This window comes from Mesorhizobium sp. LjRoot246 (genome assembly GCF_964254115.1).
Taxonomy (GTDB): domain Bacteria; phylum Pseudomonadota; class Alphaproteobacteria; order Rhizobiales; family Rhizobiaceae; genus Mesorhizobium.
Genome location: NZ_CAXUSN020000001.1, coordinates 3,066,409 through 3,078,968, shown reverse-complemented (window position 1 = coordinate 3,078,968; position 12,560 = coordinate 3,066,409). Strand labels below are relative to the sequence as shown.

Sequence of the window (12,560 nt, the reverse complement as noted above, 5' to 3'; positions counted from 1 at the left end):
CCTCTCACGCATCATAGGTGGCATAATAAATAACGCGTTCGCAGATAGCGGAAATGCTTGGCTTTTCTTTCTGCGATGCAACCAAAGCCTCGGCAATCTCGATCGCAAGGTTGATTTCGAGAAAGTATGCCAGGCCCTCTTTAGCTGCCTCGGCTGGTACCAACACCCCATCCTGCTGAGGCAAAACCATTGCGTCTGAATCCTCTGTCCAAGGCTCCGCCGCGTAGATTGTGGGCTCCGCTGCGTAGACCGGGTCCTCCTCGTCAAATTCTGACAACCGTCCAACGATATCCAGCAACTTCATTTTTTTCCCCATAGGGAAAATCCTCCTCGGCCATTCGGATGCAGTGTCTTCTGGAAGTTACTCCCTCCATCATGTTGAGATCTAGGGACGAGTTGCATCACACCGGGTTCGTCTGCGTGGTGCCAGCTGAAGCCGAGAGGTGCAGCGCGGGGGGCTAGCCCTGTCGGCGTTCGCTGAAGATTGAGACCCTGATTCAGCAAATCCTGAGCGAAAGCAATTTCTCCTTCCATCGTTTGCAATAGGGATTCGTTTGCAGCTTGGACGTGCACTGGGCGCGACGAGCCCGGATACAAGCTCGGGTCCAATCGCATTTCATGTATCACACTATAGAACTGACCTGCGGGTGCCCGAATTGCTCCGGTGCCCGCATCTTTCGCGACAGCTTCGGACCCCAACTTGTCGGCAATGAGTCTTTCGGCACGCTCCGCCGCTCCAGAACCGATCGACTCAATTGCTCGCGCTATCCCTTCCTCGGCGACAGCAGCTCGACCAGCCCCGGGCCACGGTATGGCCCAACCCAATGCGTCACTTCCCTGACGCATCATCACCTTCTCGACATTGTCCGAAGGCTCGTAGTAGGCATCCTTGTAATCTGGAGGGGTGATCGTTGCTCCCGACATGCCGTAAGCAACCCATTCATTTGCGTTGGCTAGGGCGATCCCGGCATTCGCAGCTGTCTTGCCAAGCGCTTTGGCGTCCGCGCGAAGCACCTCGCCCACCGAAAGGCGCGGCTTGCCGCCGGGGAGAATCCCGCCCAGACCGGCATCATCCAATTCCCGGACCAGAGCTGCCCGCGCGACAGGACCTTTCGTGCCAGCGAACAACGCGCTCGCCTTCGCGTAATTGTCCATGAAGTACATGCTTCCGCTGTCGCGATCTTCGGCAAGCTTGCGGAGGATGGAGAACGGCACGGGCTGAAGATTTTCATCATCAATACCCAATGCTTTTTGCGAAGCGACCGACAAGGCCAGCGTTTTGTCGTAATTGTCTTGATCAAAAGCCTCTGGATCAGAAGGCCCAGTGCCAAACACAGCCTTCCAGCCTGCGGAGATGTTTGGAGACAGTTCGCTAACGTAGCCGCCTAAATCGGCCCGTCTCCTCTCCAAGACTAGCTTTGCCGCGACGGTGGTTGCGTTATGGAGCGCCTGGTCTTCCTGCGAAGTGTTCGGCCCCGCATCGGCATCGCGAAGGGCGGCATGGATCGCCAGGTTCGACATGGTCCCCATGTCGAAAATCCGCTTCCCGACATTGGTCTGCCATTCAAGAACCTTCCAGCGCTTGTCACCCTCATCGAGGCCATAGATGGTTCTGTAGGCATCCCTGCCTGGCATACCGCCCGAGTAGGCCCCTGTGCGTGAGGTTTCGTCCGCCGCTTCCGCCTCGGCGCGATAGATCGCGACGCGCGTCTCGATGTCCTGAGTGAACTTGGTCACCTTTGCCTTTAAGGCCAGCGCTTCCTGTTCCTGTTGTGGAAGGTCGTCCCTGAACGCCTGCGCTATGCGCTCATCCGGAGTCTGCGTGCCGACGCGGCCATCTTTCCCACCGGCCATATTTGGGCTGCCCGAGAAAGAGCTGCCTGCGGTTTGCGCGACATCGCCGGAGGCATCGCTGCCGGAGGCCGGCGTCCCGACGCCAAACATCTCAAGCGCGCGTTTCGGATCCTTGGCGATCAGCGCCTCGAACCGCGCCTTGGCGGCGGTACCGAACCAGTCCTTCACCTTCTGTTGCCTGATCCCCGGGTCGAGCCCCATCTTGTCGATCAGGTCGAGCCCCTCCTGGCGGGCCGCTTCGAAGGTGACGGGATCGTCGGGATCGGCCTTGCCGATGGCGATAGCGCTGGTCTTCAACGCCGTGTCGACCTGGGCCTGCTCGTAATCCTTGCGACACTGGAGCTGCCGCTGCGCCATGCGCCGTGCGCCAACTGCGCGAAGTGTTTCCTTCTGGCTGGCGAAGTTGGCGTGCTGGCTTTGGGGCATGCTGGGCAAGGCGGCGTCAAACAGTGTGTCGAACAGGCCTGTCTTCACCACCCGGCCGTCGCGCGGGTCGACCTGGCCGTACATGGCCTCGTGCAGGCCGGCACCGTCGGCCGGCGCGTTCGCAGCCACCTCATCTTCGGCCTGCGCGATCCGGCTGGTGAACCGGCGCCGCGCCAGCTCGGCGTCGAACGCCTCCTGCTGGTCCTTCATCTGCTGGTAGCGCTCGGCGATAGCCGAGAACTGGTCGCCCAGCCCTTGCATGGCGCCGCCGACCGGCGATCCCTGCGGGTATTGCGGCGCATTGCCGGTATCGAGCCGGCGCTGGGCAATGGAGAGGGGGATGATGCTGACCATTGGCTGGTTCCTGCTCGAATGGCTTTGAACAAAAGCTGCGCTGGCGATCACGGCACGGCCGGGCCGCATGCTGGCTGTCGCGTTCGCGGGTTCTGTCGGATCGACTTTTTTGGAAAATCCTGGAGCGGCGGTGCTGCCTGTGTGGGTCGGTGGGCTCGTCGGCAGCGCTGCTACGCCGTAGGGCCGCGACGGTGGGGATCACAGTCGGTTTGGGCAAACTTTAGAGGTTCACACCTTCGGAGCATTGATGGGTACGTCAGCGGGACAGCGCCCCCCTCTGCCCTGCCGGACATCTCCCCCTCGTGGGGGGAGATTGGCAGCTTCGCGGCCTCACTCTTCCTGCAACGTTCTCAATTGGCGAAGGCAGTCGCGACAGCCGATCTCCCCACTTGAGGGGGAGATTGGCAGCTTCAGCGCCTACGCCTCCGCCCGTGCCGCCTTCTCCAGCGCCACCAGCTGCGTTTCATCCAGCGTCAGAAACCCCATAATATGCTGCACCACCTCGGCGCGCGCATTGCTGAGCGCACTGTGCAGCTCGAACCCGGTGGGCGTCCGCGTCCGTGCCATCCACTCGCCATAGGACGGACGCCGGTAGTAGCCGGTCGTCGCCGCGAGATCGGCCAGCACCATCTCGCCATCCTCGCCGGAAAACACCCTGAGATATGCCTTGGCCAGCGCGTCGCGCGCCTTGGCCGGCCCGCCGGCCTGCCCAGCATGGGCGAAGCGTTTCCGGCTCATGCGCTGCCACCCGTCGGAGCCTGGGCAACAGGCACGCCTTGCGCACCCTGCCCCGTCTGCCCGCCTTGGCCACCAGCGCCTTGCAGCATGTCTTGCAATCCGTCGAGCAGGCCGCTGTCGCGCGCCTGCACGGCCGCCGGCACGGCATCCTTGGCCGCCTTGCCGGCGGTGGCGATCGCCGCCATGCCGGCTTGCGCCTGGCTGGCCTTGGCACGCGCATCGCGCAACTCGTCCACCTCCTCCTTGCGGCGAAAGATGCGTTGCGGGCTGCGGCCGGCGCTCTGCACGATCTTGATCGCCTCGTCGCTGTCGATATTGTCCATCACGCCTGGATCGAACTGCGCCATCTGCATGGCCGTCGTCACCACCTGGATGGTGTCGCGCGCCTCGGCCGAGCGCCTGAGCACGTCGAGCGGGCCGGTGAAGGTCGGCCGCACCGCCTTGCCGGCCAGGCTTTCCGGCGGCAGGAAGCGGCTGTCCTCGTCATAGAGCCCCTTGTCCTCCAGAATGCCGAGCTCGCGGTCGAGATTGCTGGCGAAACCCGCCTGGATGATCGAGCCGGACGGACCGAGCAGCGCGCCCTTCTCCTCTTGCCTGATCAGCGCTTCGGTCGCCGTCATCTGCGGGTTCTGCACCAGCGTCTGGAACAGGTTGACGAACATCATGTCGCGAATCTCGTCGGCGCGGCTCTGCGCGTAGTTGAAGGCGTATGTCGGGTTCTGCCCGGTGGTGATCGGCGCGATCAGCGGCCTGCCATTGTCGTCGATCAGGCCCGGATAATTCTCGCCGGGATTGAGCACCGGCACATAGTCGAGCCGGGCCTTCGAGGCAGTGGCCGGATCGGTGATCTGCTGCAGCGCGCGAAGCCCCGAGCGGCGCACCGCGTTCTCCTCGCGCACGGTCGTCAGAGCTTCTATGGTCGGCGAAATGCCATAGGGGTCGCCCTCGTAGCGGCGCCAGTTGAAGGTCGACACCGGGAAGGTACGGAACCCGCTTTCCCGCACGATCTCCTCCTCGTCCTCGATGACGTGGTAGGAGGCGAACGCCGTGTCGAGATATTGGTACTGGCCGCCGAGCCGATACATCTTACGCTCGTCGCGCGGCTGGATGCACTGGACCAGCGAGATCTTCGCCTCGCATTTGGCCGGATCGTCGACCAGAACCTTGATGCGCGCCGGCAGTTTGTCGTAGCCGAGCAGCTGTGCCGCCTGCCGCGCCGTGCGCTCGTAGCGGCGATGGAAAATGTCGACCTGGCCCCAGCGGTTGCGGCTGAGATACCCTTCGACCACCGGGATCGAGGCATAGCGGATGAGCGTGGCGCCGAACCCTTCCTCGGCATAGAGATAGGCCGGGCCGTAGCGCACGACATTGCGCAGGCAGGCTTGGGTGGCCGGCACGAAATTCGAATTGGCGGAGTAGCGCAGCGCAAACAGAAAATCGCGCAAGGCCTCCGCCCATTCCTTCTCCTCGTCGGTCTCCTCGTCGTTCATGGCGGCCGTCGACAGCCCATGCCATTTTTCCGACTGCGGAATGATCAGGCTTTCCAGTCCAGCGGCCAGCCGGTTGGCGGCCGAGTTGATGGTGTTGGCATAGACGCGAGCGCCGCGCCGCTCCTGCCGCTCGGCCTGCGAGCCCTGGCTGCCGGTTCGGCGGCCGCTCCAGATATCGGGCGCATCGGGGTCGCAGAATTCCGCCACCTGCTCCCACACAGCCTCATACTGGCTGCGCTCGCTCTCGAACTCGGACTGGCGGGACAGGATATCGCGGGCGCGGGAATCGGTCATGGTGGGTCTCACTGAGTAAGGAAAAGCATATGAAAGGAGGTCGGGGCGCCGAAGCTGCCAATCTCCCCACTTGAGGGGGAGATGGCCGGCAGGCCAGAGGGGGGCGCCGTAGAGCGCCAACTTTCGCGTTAAGCTGCTTTCTAGGGATGGAGGCAAGCATTGACTGCGTGATCGTTCGAACGTCGGCGGGACAGCGCCCCCCTCTGCCCTGCCGGGCATCTCCCCCTCAAGGGGGGAGATTGGCTGTCCTGTCATCTTTTGCCCACTTGGCGATGCTACGCACGTCCCGCGGCGGGTTTTGTTGGAGGTCGATGTGACGACAAGCCTTGCCGCCCTGAAAAATCAAAGCAAACGCGCCGTGAAACGGCTCATCGGCTATGATTCCCGCAACTGGCTGCGCATCCGCCAGATCGAGGCGTTCAGCCTCTTTCTCGAAGCCGGAAACCGCAAGGCTTCCGACGTGATCGAGATCTCACCCGGCTGGAACCGCTACTGGCGGGCGATGTGCCCCAATTACCGCAGCGTCGATTTCCCGGCCTTCGACATCTGCAACGACCGCACCGACGAGCAATATTCCATCGTCATCGCCGACCAGGTGCTGGAACATGTGCGCCGGCCGAGGGCGGCGGTGGAAAACATCCATGCCATGACCAGGCCCGGCGGCTGGGCGATGGTGGCGACGCCCTTTCTGTTCCGGGTGCATGCCCGGCCGCACGACTACAACAGATGGACCCCCGCCGGCCTGAAGCAGCTAATGGTCGAGGGCGGCTTTGCCGAAGCCAACGTCAAGGTCCACGGCTGGGGCAACAAGGCCTGCGCCAGAGCCCATATCGGCGGCCCCGTCCGCGCCTACGGCCTGTGGCGGGACTTGAGCAACGACGAGGAATACCCGCTGATGGTCTGGGCGTTCGCGAAGAGGGCGTGAGAGCTGCCTCCCACCCTCCCCCTTGTGGGGAGGGTCGGCGAGCTCGCTTTGCACAGCAAAGCGAGGGAGACGGGGTGGGGGTGCGGCGCAGACCCCCACCCCGCGTCCCAAACCGCGCGTACCGCGCGATTTGAGCCGCGACCCTCCCCACAAGGGGGAGGGTGAAGTGCGTCACCGCCTTTTCATCACCCGCGCATGCCGTCGCCACACCCACCAATCCCACACACGCTTCCTGAAACTGCGCTTCATCGCGGTCATGGTCATAGTCCCAGCAGCACGCGGCGCTGGCCGGTGAGGCTGCCTGGCGCCAGATCCGTCTTGATGGTGCTGGCGGTGCCCTGGCGCTGTTCGAGCTCAGCCCGCAGTGCGGCTTCCCGCGCCTGCACGTCCTTGTCCTGCGCCGTCGGCACCGGCGGCAGCGGCTTCAGTTCCGGTGGTTTTTGAAACAGGCACATGGTTCCAGCCTTCTCTTGTCCAGTCGTAGAGGAAAAAATCTTCGCCGTTGCGGCCGTAGCCCGGCAGCAGGCAGCGTTGCGTGGCGCCGAGCCGCCCAAGCCAGCGCAGCGCCAATTCATTGGCGGCCAGCGCCCGCGCCTCGACCCGCCAGGCGCCGCGCGCAGACACCCGAGGCCCCAACACGGTGCGAAAAAATACGGTGATCCCAGGCACGCAGCGCTTCATGCGGCGCGTGCCCCAGCTCCAGGCGATCCACAAACCGCCACGTTGCTCCGCCGCGCCAAAACCGGCCTCCGGATTGCCGTCGAGTTCGGCGACATAGGCAAACCCCTGCAGCGCCGTCATCGCGAGCAACGCTGGCGACCAATGGTCAAGCTGGCAGTCGATCTCGGCCCGGTCCTCAAGGCGCAAATTGGCTGCGATGTAGGAGAGGTCGCGCAGCGTGGCGGGGATGATGCGGACGGTCATGCATAGCCTTCTTCATTCTATGGCGGAGCAAGGAGCGGAGCGACGCGGCGCAGACCATAGGATCCTGTGACTTTAGAGCGCTGCTACGGCGCAGAATTCTGACGTGCCGCGTTCCCCGGCTGATGTCGCGGCATGGATCTTCGGGTCAAGCCCGAGGATGACGACATGCAGGGCGCTCCTCCTCACCTGAAAGCTCCCAGCGGATCGCTCTGCCCCGCCGGCCGCCGCGCCGCCTTGAACTCCGCCGGATCGACCACCGCCTCGCGCAGCATCATCACGCCGTAGCGGGTCGCCGCCATCAGGTCATCCCGCAGCTTCACAACCTGGCCGTCCTTGCGGTGAAAAAGCCGAAACTCCTCAAACCAGTCGATCAGCGTCGAAAACACCTTGAAGCGGCCGGATTGCATGCGGTCGAGCATCTCCATCAGCCCGGCCTCGACCGAGACCGAGCCGTCGGGGAATTGCGCGTGGCGGGACAGCATGTTGAGCCCATGCGCGGAATACTGCCGGGCGAGCGCCACGCCCGCCCCTTCCAGCGTTTCGCGGCGGCCGTCGCGCGGCCAGGCGAAGGGCAACCAGTCGCCCCATGGTTTCAAGGTCAGCGTCTGCATCGCCGGTGTCTGTTGCGAGGCCCGCACTGCCTTGCTGACATAGACGACGTCGGCCTCCGTATCCCAGGCGAGCTCGACCGCGGCCGAGGGATGGTCCCAGCCGAAATCGAGCGCGCCGAGCCTTGGCCAGTAGCGCGGCAGCCGGAACGACTCGCAGGCGATCAGCGCCTCGGCCACCGGAAAGATGCGGCCGGACCCCAGCACCGGAATGCCGCGTGCCCGCGCCTCGCGCTCATGCGCGGGATAGGCGGCAACGATCGCCGCGCGTTCCTGCGGCGTGTAGTGCTCGGCATCGTCGATGGTCATGAAGGTGACGTGACGGGACATGATGACCTCGGTCATTGATGGCCAGGAAGGGTCAAACCAATCACTCTCAACGACCGCGTTCCGACCGGTTCAGTCTTTCAGCGTCGCTTGCCGGAGCTGCGTCGGTCAGTCGAGGCCAATGGTATTCTCAATGGGACGCTAATATACTTAGACGCTCCAACGAGCAGCGCCTGCCGAATGCTTGAGGAATGCCATGCGAAGATTCATCTTCACGGCGATATGTATCGCCACCGCGACCGCCGCTAGCGCCCATGATTGGTACACAGACAAAATTGACCCGCAGACGAAATTCAAGTGTTGCGGTGGTTCTGATTGCCGCGCCATACCTCGGTCTTCGGTGCGGTCCAGAATCGACGGTGGTTACATCTATTTGCCGCATAATTTTATCATCCCACCGGACCGTGTACAGGAATCCCCAGATGGCCAATACCATATCTGCGAAAATACCTACGTCGTAACCAATCAGCTGTATTTGCGTTGCTTTTTTGCACCTCGTTTAAAGGTCTCTCTATTTCTCCAGCGTTGAGGTAAATTCCGACCGTCGCCGCGACAGCACCGGCGCCTTACGGGCGACTCTATTTCAACGCCCTCCCAATACCCTCCACCTCCCCCGCGGACAAAAACAGCAGAACAACATCCGACATCCCCAGCAGCGGCGTGAACGTGACGATCGTGATGCCGCCCGTGGCGTTGGTGCGGGTCAGGCCTTCGGAATAGATATCGAGCGGCGGTTCCTCGTCGAACCAGACGCCGTGCAGGGTTTCGCCCTGCCATTTCTCGCGGCCCTTCTCGAAGCTCTTGAACGACAGTACCGATTCATCGGCCTGCACGTCGCCGCCGCCGCCCCAGCGCACCACCACGCTGTCGAGCGCGCCGGGCGCGCCGCGGCCCATCGCGGTCTGCAGGATGGTGTCGGCGGGGATCATGCCGGTGCCCCAGGCCGCCTGCTGCTGCGGCGGGCCGACCAGCACGCGCTGCGGATTGTCGCGCGTGCCTTCGCCGGTGACGCCGGCCGCCCACAGCCGCACGGCCGAGTCGAAAACCTTACCTTGCCACCAGGAGGGATAGCGGCCGGTCAGATGCATGGCCCATTCGGCGCCACCGGCGCGGGTCTTGCCGAGCTGGTTGCCGGCCATGAACAGGCGCTCGCGATGGGTGGAACCCGCCGCGTGAAACTCGGCCTGGCGTTGATACGGCTTGTAGGTGGCAAGAAAATTAGTCCGGCGCCTGCGGTCCAGTTCCGCCAGCAGCGCCAGATATTCCGTCCCCGCCGCCACCGCCGGGTTCTTCGAGGAACGGCTTGACGATGGCTTCGAGGGCGCGGATGCGGCTGCGGATTTCGTCATCGCTTAAGCCGTCCAGTTGGTTGATCTTGGCATCGAAATCCTTGGGCAGCACCGACAGCACGATCTTCAGATACTGGTCCGGCTTGTCGGCCCGCACCTCGGCGATGACGCCGGCGCCATGGGCGCGAAAATCGGCGCGCACGGCAGCCAGGAAATCATCGCCCAGTGTTTTCTTCGCGCGCTTGGCGCGCGGCTTCTGCACCGCTGCCGGCTTGGCGGCGGGCTTGCGCCTTGCCGGCTTGGCGCGCATTGGCCTGGCTGCGGTTTTGTCAGTCATGGACCTGGCCCATGGAGTTGGCATCGGCTGCGGAAACCATTCCAGCCTTTGGCGTCGCCGGTCTGGTTGGGCTGGCTCGCTTCTTCGAGCGGACGGTTTTCCTCTTTGCCCGCTTCTTGGCTCCCTGGGCGCGCTTCGGCTTCGCCGGCTGGGCAGGCTTCGCCACCTGGGCAGCCTTCGCCATATTGGCCCGCGCCTTGAGCCGCGCCATGGCGAGACCGACAAGGGACCCGGCGATGCCGGCCTGCGGGAAACAAAAGCCGCCGGCCGCGTCCCGCACCATGCCGATCTTCACGCCGGGCGCGACAGGCTCGACACGGCCCAGACGCGGCTGCGGCGCAGCGCCCTCGAACTCGCCGATGGCGCTGACGATTTCCTGGCCGTCAGCATCGGTGATGATGGTGGCGTAGCGTGTGGACATGGGAGGTCTCGCGGATTGCAAAATGAGTGATCGGGCGAAGGATGGCGTTCCTTGGCGCCCCCCTCTGTCCTGCCGGACATCTCCCCCTCTAGTGGGGAGATTGGATGTCACCTCGGCTTTCGCCAATTGCCAACGTTGAAAGGAAAGCCGAAGCGCAGAAACTGCCAATCTCACCCCTTGAGGGGGAGATGTCCGGCAGGACAGAGGGGGGTGCTGTCCCGCCGACATTCCGCATCGACAACACAGGCTTCCGATCAAAAAGGAGCCAAAAACAAAAACCCGCCTCGGCGGCGGGTCGTTGGCGCAAATCCGCACCATAGGTAAATATGTAGCATAGCTGCCGTCACCCCGTCAACGGTTTTCTGAGAAAAAATTCCTAGACCCATTTTTCGGGACCATGCCGAAGCCGTGTCAAGGCATCGCCTCGGATAGCAATTAGCCGACCTTACGAGCCGGAGGCTCGTTCACAATCTCGCTGTGAAGGTCGCGCAGCGCGTTGACCATTTCGACCGGCCGAGAGTTGATCAGTAGAAGGTATGCGCGCATGGCCTGGACAGGCCTAGAGCGTCCTTGCTCCCACTGCTTCAACTGATCAAAGCCGAATCCAAATGTCGATGCGAAATCCTTCTGCGAAAGGCCGGTCTTGGTTCTGATTGCTTTGACGTCTATTTCGGCAGGGATGTGGAGCTTGTAGGGCTCGGCCTCGCCGCGAGCGATGGCCAACGCTTCCTGCAAGCCCTCCGCGATCTGATCGAATACCTTCTTGCTCATGCTCTTTCTCCACCTGCGGCAAGCGCTTGAACCCGCATCGCATATTCGTCGACAATGGCCGTCGTCAGTTTCTTCAGACTGTTCCGCTCGGCCTTGGTAAGATTGACCTTCTGGCTTTTCCCAAAAACGGTTATGAGAAAAACGGGCAGGTCATTGCCCGTGTAAAACGTTATCGTACGGACGCCTCCGCTCTTGCCTTTGTTGTTGCCACGAATGGCAAACCTTACCTTCCTGCAGCCGCCAGTCCCGACGATCTCTTCGCCGTCATCCGGGTTCGCTGCAATGTGGTCTACAAGTCCTCAATGTCCTCTTGGGACATCCCGGCCACTGCCGCCGCACTGCGGAAGGTTCTCAGTTCCGATACCGTATGCATGCCACGCATGAGTATGTAAACTACGCACCTTGTCAACTGGTAAACAGGCTAGGGGTTCCATCGCCGGAAACTGTGATGTCTCGCAGAGTGGACGCGCTTGCTTTAAGGCATCACCAGAAAACAAAAACCCGCCTCGGCGGCGGGTCGTTGGCGCAAATCAGCACCATAGGTAAATATGTAGCATAGCTGCCGTCACCCCGTCAACGATTTTCTGAGAAAAAATTCCTAAGCCTCATTTTCGAGACCATCCGAAGCCGTGCCAAGGCATCGCCTCGCCGCGCCCTGCGGAGCGAAAACGCCGCTCGCGCGTTTCGACTTGAAGCGCAATTCCAAAGGGAAAGCGCGATGCGCTTTTCCCGGGAAAACCGTTTCACACTTTTCCTGGAATTGCCCTGGCCACTGGAGCAATCGCCATGAATGTCGCCAATCTGCAACTCGAAGGCCTGCTGATGGCCGTCGCGTCGGTCAACCGCCTCCTGGTTCAAAAGGGGGTGCTGACATCGGAGGAAATAGACGTGGCCTTGCGCAAGACCGAGGCCAGCGAAACCAACCAGGAGCGATCCGAAGGCATGTCCGCGTCAAGCCGTGACGCCGTCAACTTTCCAATCCGGCTGCTGGAACTCGCCAATCAGTGCCAGCCGGAGGCGGACATGCCCTCCTTTTCGAAGCTGGCCCGCATGGTCGGCAAGATAAAGGAACCCTACAACGATCAGCTATGACGCCTCGCCTCATGCCCTGCCCGGCCATCCCAAATCGAGCGAAAGCACGCGGCCCGGACCATGCACGGCCGCGAACAGCAATCCGGCCAGGAAGGAAAAATGGTCGACGAAGAAGCCGAACTCGGCCTGGTTGCCGGCCCAGTGGCTGGGTCCGTGGAAGGCAAAGCCGAGGAACAGCACATAGGCGGCGGCGACCAGGGCGGCTTGGGTGAAGAAGGCGCCGGTCAAAAGACACAGCACAAGGGCGACTTCCAGGATCGCCGCGCACCAGGCCAGCAACAGCGGAAACGGAAAGCCGGCGGCGGCGATGTAGCCGGCGGTCGCTTCCATGCCCATGAATTTGAAGGTCACGGCCATCAGGAAGACGCCGGCGAAGATCAGGCGGGCGATGAGAAGGGCCGCGGTCTGCCACGGCGATTGAGTGATTTGCGACTGAGTGATTTGCGACGACATGCTCGTTCTCCAGCTTTGCGGTTTGGTTGCTCCTAGGACGCGCGACGCGCGCCGGGTCCGACACATCAGGCCAAATTTTTTCTCGACAACCGCGATGCAAGCACTCGTCGCGGGTCCCTCTCTTCGCGATGGAGCTTCGCTTCTGCTTCGTTCATACATGACGACATTGGAGAGGCTTTGGCCAATCGCCAATGTCAACGGCGTTATTGTCGTAGCGGTGGAACCCGCGACGCCGATCTGTGTTATGTCCTGTTGAT

Annotated in this window: 14 protein-coding genes; 2 read left to right on the top strand and 12 right to left on the bottom strand. The window is 62.5% G+C overall.

The genetic code is table 11. The annotated features are described in order from the left end of the window. Nucleotides 1-4 precede the first annotated feature (4 nt). The 4 genes from ACSQ3L_RS14890 to ACSQ3L_RS14875 form a co-directional block, all read right to left on the bottom strand. The gene (locus ACSQ3L_RS14890; protein WP_436160640.1) at nt 5-304 is read right to left on the bottom strand and encodes a DUF7716 domain-containing protein; all 300 of its coding nucleotides are present in this window, start codon (nt 302-304) and stop codon (nt 5-7) included. Next, nucleotides 301-2,634: an HNH endonuclease gene (locus ACSQ3L_RS14885; protein WP_436160639.1), complete on the bottom strand. Its 2,334-nt coding sequence runs from the start codon at nt 2,632-2,634 to the stop codon at nt 301-303. The genes ACSQ3L_RS14890 and ACSQ3L_RS14885 overlap by 4 nt, the downstream gene beginning before the upstream one ends. Nucleotides 2,635-3,051: 417 nt before the next feature. Next, nucleotides 3,052-3,372: a hypothetical protein gene (locus tag ACSQ3L_RS14880; RefSeq protein WP_436160638.1), complete on the bottom strand. Its 321-nt coding sequence runs from the start codon at nt 3,370-3,372 to the stop codon at nt 3,052-3,054. Beyond that, on the bottom strand, nt 3,369-5,156 hold the full coding sequence (locus ACSQ3L_RS14875; protein ID WP_436160637.1) for a portal protein: 1,788 nt from the start codon (nt 5,154-5,156) through the stop codon (nt 3,369-3,371). The genes ACSQ3L_RS14880 and ACSQ3L_RS14875 overlap by 4 nt, the downstream gene beginning before the upstream one ends. Before the next feature lie 313 nt (nt 5,157-5,469). On the opposite strand from ACSQ3L_RS14875, the gene ACSQ3L_RS14870 reads away from it, so the two are divergent. Next, nucleotides 5,470-6,081 (top strand): class I SAM-dependent methyltransferase, encoded by a 612-nt coding sequence (locus ACSQ3L_RS14870; RefSeq protein ID WP_436160636.1) that lies wholly within the window; start codon nt 5,470-5,472, stop codon nt 6,079-6,081. Between the two features lie 354 nt (nt 6,082-6,435). Here ACSQ3L_RS14870 and ACSQ3L_RS14865 read toward each other — a convergent pair whose 3' ends face one another. The 7 genes from ACSQ3L_RS14865 to ACSQ3L_RS14835 all read right to left on the bottom strand — a co-directional run bounded on the left by ACSQ3L_RS14865 (nt 6,436) and on the right by ACSQ3L_RS14835 (nt 10,973). Next, a complete protein-coding gene (locus ACSQ3L_RS14865) occupies nt 6,436-7,005 on the bottom strand; it encodes a hypothetical protein (RefSeq protein ID WP_436160635.1) in 570 nt (189 codons plus the stop codon). A 182-nt stretch (nt 7,006-7,187) separates the two neighbouring features. Further along, a complete protein-coding gene (locus ACSQ3L_RS14860) occupies nt 7,188-7,943 on the bottom strand; it encodes a terminase large subunit domain-containing protein (protein WP_436160634.1) in 756 nt (251 codons plus the stop codon). Between the two features lie 575 nt (nt 7,944-8,518). After that, nucleotides 8,519-9,220, bottom strand: coding sequence for a terminase large subunit domain-containing protein (locus ACSQ3L_RS14855; RefSeq protein WP_436160633.1), 702 nt, complete (start codon nt 9,218-9,220; stop codon nt 8,519-8,521). Next, nucleotides 9,159-9,566 carry a hypothetical protein gene (locus tag ACSQ3L_RS14850; protein ID WP_436160632.1) on the bottom strand — a complete coding sequence of 136 codons (408 nt, stop codon included), beginning with the start codon at nt 9,564-9,566 and terminating at the stop codon, nt 9,159-9,161. Before ACSQ3L_RS14850 ends, ACSQ3L_RS14855 begins: the two co-directional genes overlap by 62 nt. Continuing rightward, complete coding sequence (locus ACSQ3L_RS14845) at nt 9,559-9,987, bottom strand: hypothetical protein (RefSeq protein ID WP_436160631.1); 429 nt, start codon at nt 9,985-9,987, stop codon at nt 9,559-9,561. The genes ACSQ3L_RS14850 and ACSQ3L_RS14845 overlap by 8 nt, the downstream gene beginning before the upstream one ends. Before the next feature lie 435 nt (nt 9,988-10,422). Next, nucleotides 10,423-10,758, bottom strand: coding sequence for a helix-turn-helix domain-containing protein (locus ACSQ3L_RS14840; RefSeq protein ID WP_436160630.1), 336 nt, complete (start codon nt 10,756-10,758; stop codon nt 10,423-10,425). Beyond that, entirely contained in the window at nt 10,755-10,973 is a 219-nt protein-coding gene (locus ACSQ3L_RS14835; RefSeq protein WP_436163447.1) for a type II toxin-antitoxin system RelE/ParE family toxin, read from the bottom strand. Before ACSQ3L_RS14835 ends, ACSQ3L_RS14840 begins: the two co-directional genes overlap by 4 nt. A gap of 571 nt (nt 10,974-11,544) precedes the next feature. On the opposite strand from ACSQ3L_RS14835, the gene ACSQ3L_RS14830 reads away from it, so the two are divergent. Beyond that, nucleotides 11,545-11,850: a hypothetical protein gene (locus ACSQ3L_RS14830; RefSeq protein WP_436160629.1), complete on the top strand. Its 306-nt coding sequence runs from the start codon at nt 11,545-11,547 to the stop codon at nt 11,848-11,850. A 9-nt stretch (nt 11,851-11,859) separates the two neighbouring features. Here ACSQ3L_RS14830 and ACSQ3L_RS14825 read toward each other — a convergent pair whose 3' ends face one another. Further along, complete coding sequence (locus ACSQ3L_RS14825) at nt 11,860-12,303, bottom strand: DoxX family protein (protein WP_436160628.1); 444 nt, start codon at nt 12,301-12,303, stop codon at nt 11,860-11,862. Between the last annotated feature and the right edge of the window lie 257 nt (nt 12,304-12,560).

What these genes read in the sequence shown, in the direction of transcription:
- ACSQ3L_RS14885 (WP_436160639.1), bottom strand. Translation starts at nt 2,634, where the DNA reads ATGGTCAGCATCATCCCCCTCTCCATTGCCCAGCGCCGGCTCGATACC.
- ACSQ3L_RS14850 (WP_436160632.1), bottom strand. Translation starts at nt 9,566, where the DNA reads ATGACTGACAAAACCGCAGCCAGGCCAATGCGCGCCAAGCCGGCAAGG.
- ACSQ3L_RS14825 (WP_436160628.1), bottom strand. Translation starts at nt 12,303, where the DNA reads ATGTCGTCGCAAATCACTCAGTCGCAAATCACTCAATCGCCGTGGCAG.
- ACSQ3L_RS14860 (WP_436160634.1), bottom strand. Translation starts at nt 7,943, where the DNA reads ATGTCCCGTCACGTCACCTTCATGACCATCGACGATGCCGAGCACTAC.
- ACSQ3L_RS14880 (WP_436160638.1), bottom strand. Translation starts at nt 3,372, where the DNA reads ATGAGCCGGAAACGCTTCGCCCATGCTGGGCAGGCCGGCGGGCCGGCC.
- ACSQ3L_RS14890 (WP_436160640.1), bottom strand. Translation starts at nt 304, where the DNA reads ATGAAGTTGCTGGATATCGTTGGACGGTTGTCAGAATTTGACGAGGAG.
- ACSQ3L_RS14875 (WP_436160637.1), bottom strand. Translation starts at nt 5,156, where the DNA reads ATGACCGATTCCCGCGCCCGCGATATCCTGTCCCGCCAGTCCGAGTTC.
- ACSQ3L_RS14865 (WP_436160635.1), bottom strand. Translation starts at nt 7,005, where the DNA reads ATGACCGTCCGCATCATCCCCGCCACGCTGCGCGACCTCTCCTACATC.
- ACSQ3L_RS14840 (WP_436160630.1), bottom strand. Translation starts at nt 10,758, where the DNA reads ATGAGCAAGAAGGTATTCGATCAGATCGCGGAGGGCTTGCAGGAAGCG.
- ACSQ3L_RS14830 (WP_436160629.1), top strand. Translation starts at nt 11,545, where the DNA reads ATGAATGTCGCCAATCTGCAACTCGAAGGCCTGCTGATGGCCGTCGCG.
- ACSQ3L_RS14845 (WP_436160631.1), bottom strand. Translation starts at nt 9,987, where the DNA reads ATGTCCACACGCTACGCCACCATCATCACCGATGCTGACGGCCAGGAA.